At 57.2% G+C, this 16,729-nt stretch carries 8 protein-coding genes and 2 tRNA genes; 6 read left to right on the top strand and 4 right to left on the bottom strand.

What is annotated here, in order from left to right:
* Positions 1-139: 139 nt before the first annotated feature.
* From ADG72_RS03860 to ADG72_RS03845, 4 genes are all read right to left on the bottom strand, one after another.
* On the bottom strand, positions 140-6,043 hold the full coding sequence (locus tag ADG72_RS03860; RefSeq protein ID WP_048712389.1) for an SdrD B-like domain-containing protein: 5,904 nt from the start codon (positions 6,041-6,043) through the stop codon (positions 140-142).
* A gap of 200 nt (positions 6,044-6,243) precedes the next feature.
* Positions 6,244-6,332: transfer RNA gene (locus tag ADG72_RS03855), tRNA-Ser, on the bottom strand.
* A 76-nt stretch (positions 6,333-6,408) separates the two neighbouring features.
* Positions 6,409-6,495 (bottom strand) — tRNA-Ser (locus ADG72_RS03850).
* Positions 6,496-6,571: 76 nt separating this feature from the next.
* On the bottom strand, positions 6,572-7,936 hold the full coding sequence (locus tag ADG72_RS03845) for an AGE family epimerase/isomerase (RefSeq protein ID WP_048712388.1): 1,365 nt from the start codon (positions 7,934-7,936) through the stop codon (positions 6,572-6,574).
* A 176-nt stretch (positions 7,937-8,112) separates the two neighbouring features.
* Between ADG72_RS03845 and pgm the strand changes: the two genes are divergently transcribed.
* The 6 genes from pgm to ADG72_RS03815 all read left to right on the top strand — a co-directional run bounded on the left by pgm (position 8,113) and on the right by ADG72_RS03815 (position 16,643).
* A complete protein-coding gene (gene pgm / locus ADG72_RS03840; RefSeq protein ID WP_048712386.1) occupies positions 8,113-9,786 on the top strand; it encodes a phosphoglucomutase (alpha-D-glucose-1,6-bisphosphate-dependent) in 1,674 nt (557 codons plus the stop codon).
* Between the two features lie 153 nt (positions 9,787-9,939).
* Positions 9,940-11,157 carry a hypothetical protein gene (locus ADG72_RS03835; protein WP_048712385.1) on the top strand — a complete coding sequence of 406 codons (1,218 nt, stop codon included), beginning with the start codon at positions 9,940-9,942 and terminating at the stop codon, positions 11,155-11,157.
* Positions 11,150-12,526 (top strand): hypothetical protein, encoded by a 1,377-nt coding sequence (locus tag ADG72_RS03830; protein ID WP_048712383.1) that lies wholly within the window; start codon positions 11,150-11,152, stop codon positions 12,524-12,526. Before ADG72_RS03835 ends, ADG72_RS03830 begins: the two co-directional genes overlap by 8 nt.
* A complete protein-coding gene (locus tag ADG72_RS03825; RefSeq protein WP_048712382.1) occupies positions 12,523-13,944 on the top strand; it encodes a multicopper oxidase domain-containing protein in 1,422 nt (473 codons plus the stop codon). Before ADG72_RS03830 ends, ADG72_RS03825 begins: the two co-directional genes overlap by 4 nt.
* A gap of 75 nt (positions 13,945-14,019) precedes the next feature.
* The gene (locus tag ADG72_RS03820) at positions 14,020-15,342 is read left to right on the top strand and encodes an MFS transporter (RefSeq protein WP_048712381.1); all 1,323 of its coding nucleotides are present in this window, start codon (positions 14,020-14,022) and stop codon (positions 15,340-15,342) included.
* Positions 15,343-15,347: 5 nt separating this feature from the next.
* On the top strand, positions 15,348-16,643 hold the full coding sequence (locus ADG72_RS03815) for an App1 family protein (protein WP_048712380.1): 1,296 nt from the start codon (positions 15,348-15,350) through the stop codon (positions 16,641-16,643).
* Positions 16,644-16,729 lie beyond the last annotated feature (86 nt).

Raw genomic sequence — 16,729 nt, 5'->3', positions numbered from 1 at the left:
AGGAAGGGGAGAGCTAACGCATGCCTCCACGATCTAAACCACCGCGTTAACTGATAAGCCATACAAAAGGGCCGGGCCCCGATTTTCATCGGGGCCCGGCCTTGTGCTTTGCGCTTAGAAGCGCATTCGCGTTATGCGATCAGTCGCGGCGCTTGCGAGCGGCACCGACAGCCCCAACACCTGCTGCCAGCAGCATGGAGGTGAGGATGGCGATCCACTGCGCATCTGAACCGGTCTTCGCCAGAATCGACTTCGCGGGCTTCGAAGGTGACGGGGCGGCCGGGATCTGGGTGAGCGGGAAGTCCATATCAAGGTTGACTTCGCCCTCTGCCACGGTGACATCCTTGGAGGTTGCCACTGCCTCGTAACCGGCGGGAACCTCAATCGACACACTGTAGGTGCCGGGGAGGAGTCCCTCGAAGCGGTAGTTACCGTTTGCGTCGGTCGTCGTGCGAGCAACTTCGTTGCCAGATGCATCCTTGAGGATCACGGTGACACCGGGGACGCCGGGTTCGCCGTTGTCAACACCGTTGTGGTCCTGATCGTTCCACACGCGGTCACCGATGGTCGCCGGCTTCACGAAGCCGAAGTCCACACCCTGAACCGAGGCATCGGAGATGGTTACCGTTGCCAGGGTTGCGCCGCGGCCCTTGTAGGCCTGGGTGTTGGTGAGGCCAGCCAGGTCGCCCGCGTTCGGGTCGACGATGCTCACGCGGTAGGTGCCCTTGGGAAGACCAGTGAACTGGTAGTTTCCGTCGGCATCGGTCACGGTGGTGACGGGCTTGCCATCCTTGTCGAGGATGGGGTTGCCGTCAGCATCGAGCAGAGCGATGGCCACGCCCGAGAAGCGGTCTTCGGTATCGCTCTTGGAGTAGCTTGCATCGGAGTCACGGAAGAGTGTTCCACCGATGTTGAAGCCACCCTTGAAGGAAGCCGAGGATTCGTTGTTCGTCGGGTCGTCACCGGCCTGATCCTGGTGGGTGATGCGTGCAACGTTCGTGATGAGCGTGCCTGCACCTTCACCGGTGATCTTCACGGTGATCTTCATGGTCTTTACGTCGCCCTTGGCAATGGTCTCTTCGGACAGATCCCATTCGCCGGTTGCCGAATCGTAGGAGCCATCGCCTTCAGCCTTGACGAACTCAACGCCCGCGGGGAGCTGATCGGCGGCCTTGACACCGGTTGCTGCACTCGGACCGTTGTTGGTGACGGTCAGGGTGTAGGTGATGACCTTACCGGGAGCGAACTCGAAGGTTGCCTGGTCGACTTCAGCGGGATCGGTGATCGCCTTCTTGATGGCGGTGTCAGCCAAACCGGTGAATGCCCAGTCCTGCGAGTCATTGGACATCGAACCGCGACGAAGTGTGACATTAGAGGTCAAGGAGAGCGTCTGGTTCGCCGATGCCTTCATGTTGCCGGAAGGCGCGTAGCTCTGAGCAATGCAATCAGGGCAGGCTGCCATCAGCGAATCGCGATCCACGGAGACGGTGTAGTCACCGGGGGCCAGATCCTCGAAGGAGTACCTACCATTTGCATCAGTGGTGGTCGTCAGCGTCTTTTCAACACCTGCAGGGGTCTTGAAAGTCAGCTTGACAATGACACCTGCCAGCTCCTTGTCGTGCTCCGTGGGATTGAAACCGCCAGTGTTGTCTATATCCCAGAAGATGGTGTCACCGATGTAGCCGCTAGCGACCAGACCGAGATCGATGCTCATGTCTTCCTGACCCTCAGTCAGAGTGATCTTTGGTACAGGACCGTTGGAGTCCTTATCCGTGTCAGTACCCGCGTTCGTCACAGTTACCCCGTATGAATCGGGAGGCCAGAGGCGCACGGTGTAGCTCTTGCTACCCTTGTCACCCTCCGTGTTCGGAAGCAAGTTCTCGAACTTGTAAAGGCCGTTTTCATCACTTAGGACGGGCTTGACGGGATTTCCGTTCGCATCGAGAACCGGCCTATCAAGGGCGTCAACTAGAGAAATACGCGCGCCTGGAACGCCATATTCATCAGCATCCTGGATGCCGTTCTTGTTGGCATCAAACCATACGTAGTTACCAACCGCAGCAGGTTTCACAAAGCCGAAATCAACCTTCGTGACGTTTGCCTTGGAGGCAGTCAGCGAGATTGCCGGGGTCGTGAGCTTGCCCTTCCCGGCATCGGTGCGGCTGGTTGAGGTCTCGTAACCGTAGGTCTGCTTGTAGTCGGAGAGTTTTACGTTCTTTCCGTCGACAGTTGCTTGGTCAGGAACAACCTCAACCTTGTAGTCACCCAAGGGCAGGCGGTTGAAGGTGTAGTTACCGTTGGCATCGGTCTTGGTGGTGATCTCTGCGCCGGTGGAATCCTTCACAGGGTTTCCATCTGCGTCGAGGAGACGAACCGTCACACCCTCGAAAGGTTTATCGGTATCTGTATCGTTCGTCCACGAGGCATCCTTGTCGTTGTAGATGGTTCCCGAAATGGAGCCGCCCACAGTGAAGGAAGCACTCGAGGTGTTGTTGTCCTTGTTCGAATCAACCTGGTCATAATCGCCCAAGGTTGCGGTGTTCGTGAGAGTCTTACCTTCGGTGCCCTCTTGGACCTGCACGAGCACGTAGAGGGTTTCCACTCCGCCAACGTGGAGGTTGACGTCGAGCTTGCCCGACTCCATAGCCATCCACTCGGGGTCAAGAACATGGTAGCCAGGGTCGGCTGCAACCGTTCCATTGACACAGGGAACATCTCCGCTGGTCTGGCAGATACGCGTTTCTGAGGAGATGAATTCCACGCCGGAGGGAAGCACGTCTGCGACGTTCATACCCGAGGCAACAGCCGGACCGTTGTTCTTCAAGCTGACCTTGTAGAGCATGTAGTCGCCAGGCATGACGGGATCCGTCGACTCGATGGTCTCCGGGATACCGTTGGCATCGCGGGCAACTTCGGTGCCGTTCATCTTGACGCGGGAAACCGACTTGTTGACCTCAACGTCAGTGGAGACGTTGATGCCGACCTTGGGTGCTTCGTTCGGCTGCAGGTAGGAGACCTTACCGTTTTCGGTAACGCCGCCAGCCATTGCAACGGAGTTCCAAGCAATCAGGTTCGCGTTGACCGGAGAGGTCATCGTAGCAACGAACTGGATCTTTTCGCCGACCTCAATATCGCGGTTCATGACCAGGCGGAAGCCCTTAACGGTCTTCAGGTCTGCAGGTGCTGCTCCCCAAGCGTTGGGTGTACATCCCGCAGGGCCATCGTTCATTGCGCCACCGACGCTCATCACCTCACCACGGCAGGGATTCTCAACCGTCGTGTACTGGATCGTGATATCGGAGGCGGGGATTTCGCTGGTCTCAGGGTCCTGACCTGACTTCTCCTTGATCGACTGGAAGGTCCAGTTGGTCGAGTTCAGGTAGGGCTGCCAAGAGGAGCCGCGTGCCTGAGAAGAGGCAGGGCCAACGCCCACGTCACCCTGGTGGGGGAGGAGGTCATAGGCGACAACCTTCGTCAGGGGAGTGTTACCAGCGTTTGAAATGGTGAAACGGTATGCGCCATCCGAACCCGGATCGATCTTTGCGACCTCACCGGCAGGAACGAAATCGGCGTCCTTATTGCCCTTGACTTCCTTCGTGATGTTCATTGCGGGGGTGGTCGCAACGTTGAAGTTGGCATTGGCGGAACAGAGGTAATCCTCAGTTGAACCATTGCCATTGACGTCGAAGGTGTCTTTGTCTCGACCGCTGGAGCAGTAGTTCGTGTTGCGCAGACTCTTGTCTACAGCAACGTCCTTGGCGCCGTCACCGGGCATGTACGTCATTGCCTGGTTCACGGTTTGTCCAGCAGGTGCGGTGCTCTTCACAGTCGTGTCGAAACTTGTGTAAAGCGATCCCTCAACCGGGTCGGGGACGATCATGCGGAGCAGGGTGCGTCCGGTACCGTTGTAGTTCTTCGTGATCTCGATCTGGACCTTGCTGAGGTCGTACTTGCTTCCATCAGGGTTGGTCAGAGGTGAACCAGGAAAGATGCTGACCTGAGATGCATCGTCGATGTCAAAGCCTTCAGGAAGAAGATCTGCAATGGTAAACGGTGTGGGTTTGCCGCCTTGAGCAGCAGTGCGAGCAGTGCCGTTGACACCGAAAGATGCTTTCTTCCCGACGACTACGGGATTCGTCCTGACGACCTTAGCTACTCCCACGCTGGGGAAGTCGTCACGCACGCGCATCCAGGAGCACAGGTCATCACTGGAAGCAAGGACAGCGCCGGTGTCCTTATCCGTCAGAGTGCCGGTTGCACAGTTCTGGAAGCGGACGTAGTCCGGAGAAGCCACATAGTTGAAGTACTTCTCAGGCGGAGCGACCGGGTTGTAGTGGCTGGCGAAATCCGAGGGTTCCGTCTTGGGGAGGGAATCGGGAATCGTGCCTTGGAACCAAATAGATGCGCTGGTCTGAGGAGCAATATCGCTATCGATGGTGAAACGGGTGATCCACTCGCCATCGGGAAGGGTGATGTTCGCCGTCTCGGTGTAGTTGGCGACAACGTGATTACCCTTATTGGTCCAATATTCGAAAGTCCAGCCGCCCTTATCTTCATAGCCAGACTTGCCGAAGATGGTGAAGCGGTACGGGCTCACCATGGTCGGTTGGTCACAGTTGCCACCTGCAGCCTTTGCGTCCTGAGTGGACCATGTGCACGGCAGGGTGTCATCGAAGTGAACGTGTGTCGTCGTATTGCCGGTGTTGGCAGCACCGAGGCGCCATGGAGTGAGGCCCTTGCGAACCTGGTACTGCCAGTCGTTGCCGGTCTTACTCACGCGACCACCAGGCTTACGAATGGCGAAACCATGGGTGATTTCAGAGCTCTTCGTCATGACGGTTGTGGGGTCATTCTGAACCGCAGCCGTGATGGTGGCCTTATTTGTGACCGTGTCGGCCGTCGTTACCGAACCTTCGGGGTATTTCACGGTAACGAGGGACTCGATGGGGTTTTGCCAAGCCCACTTGTCATAGGACCAAGTAACAGTGTGGGTTGCTGCATCGTAAACGCCGCCGTTGGTAGCGGAGACGAATACTGCCTTTGCAGGAAGCGGATCGACGACCTTAATGTCCTGGACCTGCACGAAGTTGGTGCCGAGGACGCCATTCTTCAGTGCGGAACCAATCCAACGGGCACCAACCTTATTGGGGTTGGTTTGGTCGATCTGCTGGTAGCCATAACGCAGTTTATAGGTCGTTTCCCCGCCGACAGCAGGGTAGCCATTCGGGTTTGTCGCACCGCTCTTCTCGATGGCGATATCGGTGTCCGCGGTCCACTTGGTGGTCTTTGAGTCATCGATAGAGTCAGCGTTGAGAGCCGTGAAGTTCACCTGTTGGGTGGTCGTTGAGTTGTTCGGCGCATCGTTACCGTCGTAGTTCCAGGTGATCTGGATACGGTCCGAGGTACCCGCGGGGATCGACTTCTGTAGAGGGAAGAGAAGTCGCTTCATCCTTGGGTTGCCTGCGACAATGGTCTGCTCGGTGCGAAGAACCGTCGAACCGGTGACTGCGACTGCAGTGTAGAGCTTGTCTGTCAGCGCCGTACCCGCAGGGGTAACGGGTGCAGGAAGCAGTACCTCAATGGCAGCGCCTTCACAGGGAGTGGTCACCGACGAACATGCGTAGTTGATCGTCGTGATCTGCTTGTCGCGAATTGCAAGGGTAGGACTGTCGTTCGTGACAGTCATTGCCAGGGTTGCCGGCTTCGAGCTGGTCGCACGCGCGCGACGTGAACGAGGCTGGTTGGCCTCTGCAGAAGTGCCTGCGTCCTGAGCGGAGGTGTCCGAGGCGTTTGCCTCAGTTCCGCCTGCTACAGGAGTCTCAGAGTTGGAGGCTGCCGTCTGCTCGGATGCGGAGGCGCTAGCGTCGCTAGTGTTCTCCGTTCCCGAGGCCGAGGCGGCCTGGGTGGTTTCGCTTGCGCTGTTGTTGTCTGCCGCGACACTACCGTTAAACGGAGTGAAGGAAGTCAACAGAAGCGAGGCTGCTGCAAGAGTTGCAACACCCGCCGCTCGCGCGCGCGTTTTTAAGAGTTTGGGATGTGACATCGAAAATCTCTCTCAATCGCACAATTTACAGGGATTCAGTGTCTAATCTACAGTTCGAAGAATCGCCGGGCAATTGCTTGTGGAATTAGTCATTTCAAGCTATTTCTTTCAAAAAAGTGGTTGACTAATAGCCATTTGTATGCTGCGTGCTCTGGGTAAAAGGAAGCCCCACGATTCCAAGGGAACCGCGGGGCTGTTTGCGGAGACGGCGGGATTTGAACCCGCGAGGGGCGTGAACCCCTACCTCCTTAGCAGGGAGGCGCACTCGACCGGACTATGCGACGTCTCCAGTGCCGACTACTCTAAGACATTTTCCCTTCGCGCGCGAAATGCGCACGCTGGGACGCTCAGCATTGCCGGTACAGCGGAGGGCAAGGGATTCGAACCCCTGGTGCCATTGCTGACACAACGGTTTTCAAGACCGTCACCTTCGGCCACTCGGTCAGCCCTCCAGACCCGCCAATCATAGCGGATCTTGGTCTATTCGCACATTCGTCTTCCCAAATATGCCATCGATCCCTTTATTTCTCAGCGGTGGCGACGGAAAGGAACCCACGAACGATGGTCGGCTGGAGCCTCTTCCGGATGGTCCAACAGGCCTCGGGAAATCGCGGAAGCAAACGGAGGCCACATCGGCACTCGGCCAACCAAAACGCACTGAATTGCCCAGGCAATATCCCCGCTGCGAGGCCTCGAATCTTCAATCCGCTCATTGTCAAAGGACAAGGCATGCAACCATTGTCCAGGCTGGACAATAAGCTCATCGTTAATGAAGTCTAACCACGAGCGATAGCAGTGTTCGTAGTGCTCGACTTCACCTTCGCTGGCACCGTCATCGCGCAGTGCTCGCGCCAGTGATACCGCCGCACAGACGCCTTCGCAGGCGACCCACATGAAGTGGCGGTCGTCCAGAATTTCGGCCTCGTGGTGCTCGAAGCCCACCGAGGTCACGAATCCCGCGTAGCCCTTCTTACGCCATCCATCAACGCGTGCTCGTTCGAAGAAATCTTGACCGGCCTCGAGAAGCGTGTCATCGCTCTTACGTCCCAGGGACCTTAAGGCTGCGCGAACTTGAATACACAGGCGCGACCAGCGCAGCAAGCTGCCGATTTGCACGCCTTCAAGCACCGGAGTTGCAGACCAATGTTCCCATTTCTTCGACCAGTCGGCTTCGGTTTGGACAACGGGGGAGAGCTCCTCGATATCGATGTATTCGCCTACCCTCCACGAGGCCTCGCTTCCCATCTGCACGACCGCGCGGGTGATGGATTCGGCCCGGTCGATCCATACGGGGTCGGCGGTCGCCTCGGCGGCAGCTAGGTACGCTTCGGTCGTCGAGGCCAGGGTTCCAAGAGAGATAATTGGTGCTTTGTGCTGCGTGCTTCCCGAAGCGATGGCTCCGTAGACCAGTCCGTTGGGGGCAAGCCAGCGGCGCTCTTGCTCGTGGAGGGCATCGAGGAGGAGCTCGTGGGCACTGGGGCGATTGGCAACCGCTGCGGCCGCGCTCGCGCTAATGAGCAGCGCGTTATCAAGCTGGTAGTCGATCTCCCCGCTGCGCACCTCAGCCTTGTATTCATCGGAATTAATGGTTTCCGGATCGTCGGTGGCAGTCGCTTCGGGAAGCTTTTGAAGATGATCATGGATGACGCGGCGAAGAGTTTTAGTCGCGTGGTCGGCATAGCGTCGTGAACCGGGAAGACCAAGAAGTGTTCCCAAGGAAAAAGCGTCGAGCATTCGAGCGCTGAGGGTGAATTGATCGCGTTCGCTGGGTTCCTCACCGTCTGGGCCTTCGCTAAACCCCGAAGGTGTCGTACTAACTTTTGCTTCTGCAATCAGTGCTTGAAGTTGTGCTGACAGCCAGCGATTGTGCTCGATCGAATCCAACCAGCCCATGGGGTTCTCCTTTGTCTTCCATGCATGTCGCGCTGCGTCGTTGCCGGGGCGACATTCACATTGAGTTTAACGCAAGGGAGTAAAGCGTGTGAGTAGGCCAATCTGCTTGCGGAGTGAATCTGTCCCTTATCGTGAAATGCCTTGCACGGTTTAGGGAAACATTGCAGACTGAAAGCATGCATGAAAGAGCTGGCACTGTTGCCCTTCCCGAAGACCTTACTGATATTGATGCGCTGATTTCTGCGTATTACGACATTGAGCCGGACCCCTCAAACCCCGATCAACGGGTGTCTTTTGGTACCTCCGGTCACCGCGGTAGCGCATTCGATGGCAAGTTCAATGAAGCACACATCGTTGCGATTACCCAGGCGATTGTTGACTACCGAGCCGAGCAGGGTTTCAACGGCCCGCTCTTCATTGGCCGCGACACTCACGCGCTCAGCGAACCCGCATGGCGCACCGCTCTGGAAGTCTTGGCCGCGAATAACGTTGATGTTCGCATCGACGCACGCGGTTCCTACACTCCGACCCCTGCGGTTTCTGTGGCGATTCTCGGTGCAAACGGTGCACCCAAGCACCTGCGCACGACGGGGGATGGGCTGGCCGACGGTATCGTCGTGACCCCCAGCCACAACCCGCCTCGTGACGGTGGATTCAAGTACAACCCCCCTCACGGCGGCCCCGCGGACTCCGATGCGACCTCGTGGATCGCTAAGCGCGCCAACGAAATCCTCGAAAAGGGTTGGCGCAGCGTTGATCGCGTGCTGGGTTCGGACCTGCTGGATCACCCCAGCATCCATCGCTTCGACTACCTGGCCTACTACGTTGATCAGCTTGACCAGGTCATCGATATTGATGCGATTCGCGAGGCCGGCGTGCGCATCGGCGCCGATCCGCTGGGTGGAGCATCGGTGGACTACTGGGGCGCGATTGCCGAGCGCTACGGCTTGGAATTGACCGTTGTGAACCCCAAGGTTGACCCCGCATGGTCCTTCATGACCCTGGACTGGGATGGAAAGATCCGTATGGATTGCTCCTCTCCCTATGCAATGGCTTCTCTTCGCGATGCGATGACTCCGGATGAGAACGGGAATACTCCCTACGACATTGCGACCGGTAACGATGCCGACTCGGACCGTCACGGAATCGTAACCCCCGACGGTTTGATGAACCCGAACCACTACCTGGCTGTTGCGATCGAGTACCTCTTCACGCACCGCCCGAACTGGCCCGCAGATGCGGCGGTCGGTAAGACCCTGGTGTCTTCGGCACTCATCGATCGCGTTGCTGATTCGATTGGCCGCAAACTGGTTGAGGTCCCCGTGGGCTTCAAGTACTTCGTTCCAGGTTTGGTCAGCGCTGAGCTTGGTTTCGGTGGTGAGGAAAGTGCAGGAGCATCCTTCCTTCGCAAGGATGGCACCGTGTGGTCCACCGATAAGGATGGAATCATCCTGGCCCTTCTGGCCTCTGAGATTCTGGCCGTCACCGGCAAGACCCCCTCGCAGCTGCACGAAGAACAGGTCGAACGTTTCGGCGCCTCGGCTTATGCGCGTATCGATGCGCCCGCGAACCGTGAGGAAAAGGCGAAGCTCGCTGCTTTGTCTCCCGAGGATGTCTCCGCAACCGAACTGGCCGGTGATCCCATCACCGCAAAGCTCGTTCGCGCTCCGGGTAATGACGCTGCGATCGGCGGCCTGAAGGTCACGACCGATGTCGCATGGTTCGCGGCTCGTCCCTCGGGCACCGAGGACGTCTACAAGATCTATGCCGAGTCCTTCCGTGGAGCCGAGCACCTTGCTCAGGTTCAGGAAGCGGCGAAGCAATTGGTGAGCGAGGCCTTGAAAGGCTGAGTTTCTCAGAGAAAGCATTGTGGGGTGTGGGGTCGCGTTGCGGCGCCGCACCCCACTGCTATTCACCTTCGGGTCTGCTGCTTTGGTGGAAAAAGATCCTTCTGACCGGTACCTTTGAAGAGACTTCATTAAAGCAGGAGAGGCCCGGTAAAAATGGCGGAGAAGGCACACGACCGCGCAGATAGCTCAAGTCCTGCGCGTCCTCCTTTTCCGTGGCCTCGGATGATCCTCCTCATGGGTGCGGCTATTGCACTTCTTGCGGGGCTCGATGCGGCTCTTGTTCGCTTGGGAGCTCTTGCTCCCGTAAACTCCACGGACTTGGGGACGATTCATGGAATCCTCATGGTCTATGGCTTCTTGGGAACAGCGATCTGTTTAGAACGCGCGGTAGCAATTAATTCCCGCTGGGCATACCTTTCCCCGGCTGCTTCGGCGCTCGCGGGAATTGCGGCGATCGTCATCTCTCAAAGTCGCGCGGTCACCAATTTTCTTGCTGCAGCGCCGCTTCCTGCCTTCCTAAGCAGGGTTCTTCCCGGTTACCAATCCCAGCGAATGCTTCCGGCAGTTCTGTGGACAATCTCCATGGTCACCCTGGTCATGATCTACCGGCATGTGTGGAAAAAGCGTCAAGCCTCGTACGCAGTCCTCATCCAATTGATCGGTGCATGTGTAGGCCTGTGCGGGATTCTCTTGTGGATGCGAGGCTTGGAAGTAGCCCTCATCATGCCGTGGTGGCTCTTCTTCTTGCTTCTCACAATCGTTGGCGAGCGCTTGGAATTGGCGCGGCTTGCCTTCAATGAGGTAACCGAGAAGCGAATTTTGGTCTGGGTCGGAGCTCTGCTCATTTCCTTGGCGCTGACGCTGATTGTGCCCCTTGTGGCCTACCCTCTTTTAGGAATTTCTCTCGCGGCACTTGCAATCGATATGGGGTATCACGACGTCGCTCGTAAAACCATCAATATCCCTGGAATTCCGCGTCTTTCCGCGGTCGCTATGCTCGCTGGATACGGGTGGGCGATGCTCCCTGCCGCTCTGTGGATTACCGCGCCCCCGACCTTTTCCGGCTATGGCTACGATGCGATTGTTCATGCCCTAACGGTTGGCTTCGCAGTCTCCATGGTCATTGCGCACGCACCGGTTATTATCCCCTCGGTCATTCGTCGCGAGGTTCCCTACCACTTCTCGATGTGGGTCCCTCTGGTTCTTTTCCACCTGAGCTTGCTGATTCGTTTCCTTTCTGGCGCGCGCGAGGCCGCACTTCCCTGGCGTTTTGGCGGAGCGCTGGGAGTGTGTGCGTTCCTTCTCTTCGTCGTTACGACTGCGAGCGTGACAATTGTGAACACGCGACGTGGGCGGAGTGCTCATGCCTGAGATTTCTTCTCCCAGGGCGGGACTGAGTATCGGCGGGGGACCGACAGGTGCTCCCACCGGCGCCCCGGGGCGCGGACGCCCCTCCCGAATGCGTATCGATCGCTTGGGAACCACGTGGATGATCATCGCGGTTCTGATGGCGGTAGTGACCCTTTTCCTTCACCGCCGCATGCCGCAGCCCCTGTGGACCATGATCCACCTGGTGACATTAGGCGTCTTAAGCAACGGAATTTTCCAATGGTCATGGTTCTTTGCCCGTTCCCTTGCGCGCTTGGCAGCCGATGACCGTAGAGCCCACTCGGATAACCTGCGTCGGATGCTGAGCTTCAATGCGTGTTTTGCATTGCTCTTAGTTTCGATGTGGCTTGGCTGGTTCATCGGAACTATCCTCGCGGCAACGGGCATTGCGGTAATTGCCGCCTGGCATGGAGCCGCGATGCTGTCGGTTCTTCGCGAGCGTTTGGCCTCGCGCTTTGTCGTTGTTGTGCGCTACTACGTGTGCGCGGCAGCTTTCTTTGTACTCACCGCGCTTCTTGCTGGTTTTGTCACCACCACAATGTTTTCTTCTTCCATTCCCGAGGCATTGCTTGCGATGCGTGATCGCCTGACCTTTGCACACGCTCTCAGCGGTGTTGGCGGATGGCTGGGCCTGAGCATCGGTGGCACCGCAATTACCTTGGGGCCGACAATCTTGCGTACACGGATGTCTCCCGATGCGGTTTCCTGGGGGATTAAAGTTCTTCCGCCTTGGTGCGTCAGTTTGCTGATTGCGGTATGCGGAGCTCTCTTAGGAGTTATGCCCCTGGTCGGTGCCGGAATTTTAGGTGCGGCCGCCTGTGGGATTATGGGGATTCTTATCCCTTATGCGCGTGTTTTAGCAGCAAAGAAACCTCAAGAGTATTCTGCATGGTCATTCCTGATCGGATTGGGATGGATTGCTCTAGGCATTCTTTTCTTGGGGATTACGGCGCTTTTTGTCAGTACTCCGAGCGAAATTCGAGCACTGACCATGATGTGGCTTCCGATTATTGGCGCGGGCGGCTTCGCCCAGCTCTTTGTGGGAGCACTGAGCTATCTGATGCCAGTTGTCATTGGAGGCGGTCCTTCGGTTGTCAGAATTGGTATCGCAATTCTTGACTGGCAGTTCGCGCTGCGTGTGGCGCTGAGAAACGGAGCCCTGTTCCTTCAAGTTGTCCTTTTCTGTGCTGCCGCAAGCACAGCGGTTACTACTCTTCGATACGCGCTTTGGCTGGTCGTGATCATGACCTTCGCAATTGACATCGTGATGTTTGCGCGCGCGGGAAAAAATCAAGCACGAGCGCGTCGAGAACGCATCAAAGAGATGAGTGAAAGTAGGCAGGTTCAATGAGCGAAGAAACCACTGGTCCCTCGCGGGCAGCAATGGTCTTCACTGGCCTTGGCGCTGTTGTCGCCCTTGTTCTTGCCAGTGTCCTAGCTGGCGGAAGTAGCGCAACGCAAAACTCAGCGGTGGGGAACACCTCAAGCGTGGCCTCGTCGACTCAGGTGAAAGAAACCGGTGAAACTACCCACGTGGAAATCGGTGTCCAAGGGATGTCCTTTACTCCCTCTGTCATCCATGTTCCTGCGGGAAACCGACTGCACATTACTTTTACGAATACGGCTGAACAACGCCACGATTTGGTCCTGGCCAATGGGCAAACAACAGGTTCTCTGGCCCCTGGTGCAAGCGCGGAACTGGACGCCGGAGTGATCACTGCCAACACTGAAGGCTGGTGCTCGCTGCCGGGACACCGTGAGATGGGAATGACGCTCAGCATTGTCGCTGATGGTGCCTCAAGCAGCGGCAGCTCAGCAGGCTCGCACTCTGGCAGCGGCTCCCACAACCACGAGGTCGCAACGGGGACGGGAATCCCAACTGCAGACCAACTACGAGCCTACGCGGCGAAAGTCGATCCCTATCCCGCTGAAGTTGCACCGGCCTCGGAAGAAAAAGACCACTACTACACCCTGGTTGCCCGCGACGATATCGTGCAGAACCTGAGCGACGATGTCAGTCGGACGGTCTGGACTTTCAACGGGAACACTCCTGCTCCGACCCTTCGTGGAAAGATCGGCGATACCTTCCACATCACCCTCAAAAACGAAGGAACCATGGGGCATTCTCTGGACTTCCATGCGGGCGATATCGCGCCAGATGAGGCCATGAAGACCATCGATCCCGGTCAGACGCTGGAATATACCTTCACAGCGAAGGCAGCCGGTATCTGGATGTACCACTGCTCGACGCACCCCATGTCCATGCACATTGCCAACGGTATGACCGGCGCGGTGATTATTGACCCCAGTGATCTGCGCCCAGTGGATCACGAGTATGCGATGGTTGCGACCGAGCTGTACCTGGGGGATAACGGCGGTACTGCAAACGCAACGAAGATCGCCTCGATGATGCCTGACCTGCAGGCATTCAACGGGCGCCCCTTCCAGTACGATGCGCACCCCCTCAAAGTGAAGGTCGGCGAGCGCGTGCGTTTCTGGCTGATGGATTCGGGGCCAAATACCGCCATGTCCTTCCATATCGTCGGTGGGCAATTCGATACCGTCTGGGATGAGGGTGGCTACACGCTCATCGACGGAGGCAACGCTATCAGTCGCGGGGGAGGGGGATCTCAGACCTTCCCTATGCTTCCCGCGCAGGGTGGTTTCGTGGAGCTTTCCTTTAAGGAACCGGGTACCTACACCTTCGTTAACCACATCATGAGCCTTGCCGAGGCCGGGGCTCACGGAAAGATTGAAGTGACGAACTAACCCACTTTTGCTTGGTGCGCGGCACCATAAGCGTGGGGAGTGCCAAAGGCGCCTAAGAACGCATAAACTGGCACAGTGCTGTCGACCTATGGGGAAATTCTTCGTCTGAACCGGGCATGGCGTTTTTCAGCCGCCGGCTTCATTTTGCGCCTACCCATGTCCATCATGCCGATCTCGATCATCTTGTCGATTCAGGCGGCTTATGGAAACTACACCCTTGCGGGTGCGGTGTCGGCAATTAATATCATCGCTTTGGCAGTAACTGCGCCGATGTGGGCACGCTTTGTTGACCGCTACGGACAGCTCAAAGTCATGGGGCCGGTTTTTGCGGTGTCGGCAGTTGCAACCATCGTGTTGTTCGTGGCGACTCTTCAGATGGCCTCGCCGTCGATCCTGTTCATCTCAGCCGGAATTGCTGGTGCAACCTGGGGGTCTCCCGGTGCATTGGTCCGAGCTCGGTGGATCCGCAGCACCGACACGGTGTCACAGCTCAATAGTGCATTTGCTCTCGAGGCCGCTGTCGACGAATTCGTCTACATCGTTGGGCCTGTCGTTGCAACGGTTTTGGGAACGGTTCTGCATCCGACGACCGGCGTCGCGGTCTCTATTATTTTCCTGTCTGTCGGCGCCGCGCTCTTCTTGTCCCAGCGTTCTTCGGAACCCATTCCATTGGGGAAGGCTGGTCGCGGCGCGAGGGCAGCTAGTGACGAAACTGAGGGTTCGAAGGACGCAGCCGCGGATGCTAAGGGCGCGGCGGCCTCGGCATCACCGCGTGAGCGATCCCTGCTTCTTCTTCCCGCGATGATCGTCCTCATGCTGACTTACATGGGAATGGGCGCACAATTCGGTGCGAATGACATTGCTGTTGTTGCTTTCACCAAGGAACTTGGGGTTCCCGCTCTTTCGGGTGTTCTCCTTGCAATGTTCTCGGTGGGTTCGTTTATCTCCGCCCTGATCTACGGTGCTCGGAGCTGGCGACGTCCCCTGTGGCAGCTCTTTGCAATCGGTGTTGTCGCCTTGGCAATTGGTATGACCGCCTACCTGCTGGCGCATACGATCATCGCCCTGGCTGTCATCATGTTGATCAGCGGTATTGCCTGTGCCCCCACCATGACGAACGTCAACATGATGGTCACCAAATCTGTTCCCAGGCATCGTCAGACTGAAGGCCTGGCATGGTTGAGTACCGCCATTAATCTGGGTGTTTCGCTGGGATCTTCTGCCTCGGGTCCCGCTGCTGACCGTTATGGTTCGGGCGGTGCCTACGTGATGATTGCAATCTTTGCGTGGGTCATGGTTCTGATCATGCTCGTTGGGCTTCCTCCCCTGAAGCGTTCTTTGGAGAAGTCTGCTGTGGAAGAAGCGCAGCATCAGCGCGATCTTCTGAATGAGGGCTGAAATTGGTGTTCGCCCGAAAGAACCTTCCCTCCCTTGCGCTTTCCGTTGCCTCTCGCCTTGACGAGGCCACGTCGACGGGGCTTGCCCGAGTGCTGGGATGGGCGGGCTTCTACCCGGGTGTTGTCGGCTTCGGAGGCTATGCCTCGCAAACTCGTGCGCGCGTTCTGGCTCGCGTCGTCATGGAAGATCGAGTGGGGGAGCGCTCGTGGTTGACCCAGCGGCGAGGATGGCGTCAGTTTTTTGATGCTCAGGTTCCTTTTCAACCAGTTCTGGTGACCTGTGGTCAAGCCCAGAAGGTCGTATTCACCGATGGTGGTGGATACGTCGATATTGAACTTGTTGGGCACGGTTTGCAGCCGGGTTGGCAGGTCGCCTCGATTCAGCCTCTGAACGCCGTGGATGTTCAGCGAATGGGTGTTCGCGAAGGAGATCGCCTGTATCCCTCTTCTGATGTTGAAGGGGCTAGCGCTGCGGGAGAGTCTCTTTTACGGGTGGGTAGGGCAGAAGAAGGCCGCGTTCTTGGCCGTATCCGTGCGGCAAAATCTGTTGATATCCCGCTACGAGTGATCGGTGATGATGAACGCTACGGTGTTGTTTCAGATATTGATGACACGATCATTGTCTCGATGATTCCGCGTTTGTTGACCGCGGCAAAGCATGCGCTGATGGAGAGAGTTTCCGATCGCGAGGCCGTGCCAGGGATGGCAGGATTCTTGCGTCGAGTGGCACGTTTCAACCTCTATCCTTTGCTTCAGGAGAAGCACACTGAACGCAAGAAGTCTTCTTCGGCCGCGCACAGAAGGCAGGCGAATGCCTTGCCGGTGATGTATCTGTCGACTGGCCCGTGGAACCTGGTACCCGGCTTGCGCGAATTCTTGCGCCGAACAGACTTTCCTATGGGTGCCTTTTTGATGACGGATTTCGGGCCGTCGAATACAGGGTGGTTCCGCTCGGGTGTTGAACATAAGAAGCGCGAATTGCGACGCCTTGTGCGTACCTTCCCAAATATTCAGTGGATTTTGGTCGGTGATGATGGTCAGCATGATCCGGAAATCTATGCGGAGTTCGCACGCGAGTTCCCGAAGAATGTCGCGCTGATTGCAATTCGCTCTCTGTCACAGCTCGAACAGCTGATGGCACACGGCACTCTTGATCCAATTTCCTTGGGAGAACTGGAAAAAATCCCCGACCAAATACCTCGTTTGTACGGTGAGGATGGATTTAGGCTAGGTCGAGCGGTTGCGGCTCTGGTGCCACAACCGCCCGACCCGCAACGTCTAACCGGATATTTGGATCGCTGAAGCTAGCCAAATATCCGGCTTCAGTCCTCGAGGCGGCGAGTCCTGCATTGTTTAGATTAGTCTGTTTCGCTTCATATCGGCAGTGC

The organism is Trueperella pyogenes (assembly GCF_001070855.1).
In the GTDB taxonomy this organism is placed as follows: Bacteria; Actinomycetota; Actinomycetes; order Actinomycetales; family Actinomycetaceae; genus Pauljensenia; species Pauljensenia pyogenes_A.
This window is presented reverse-complemented; position numbering and strand designations above follow the sequence as displayed.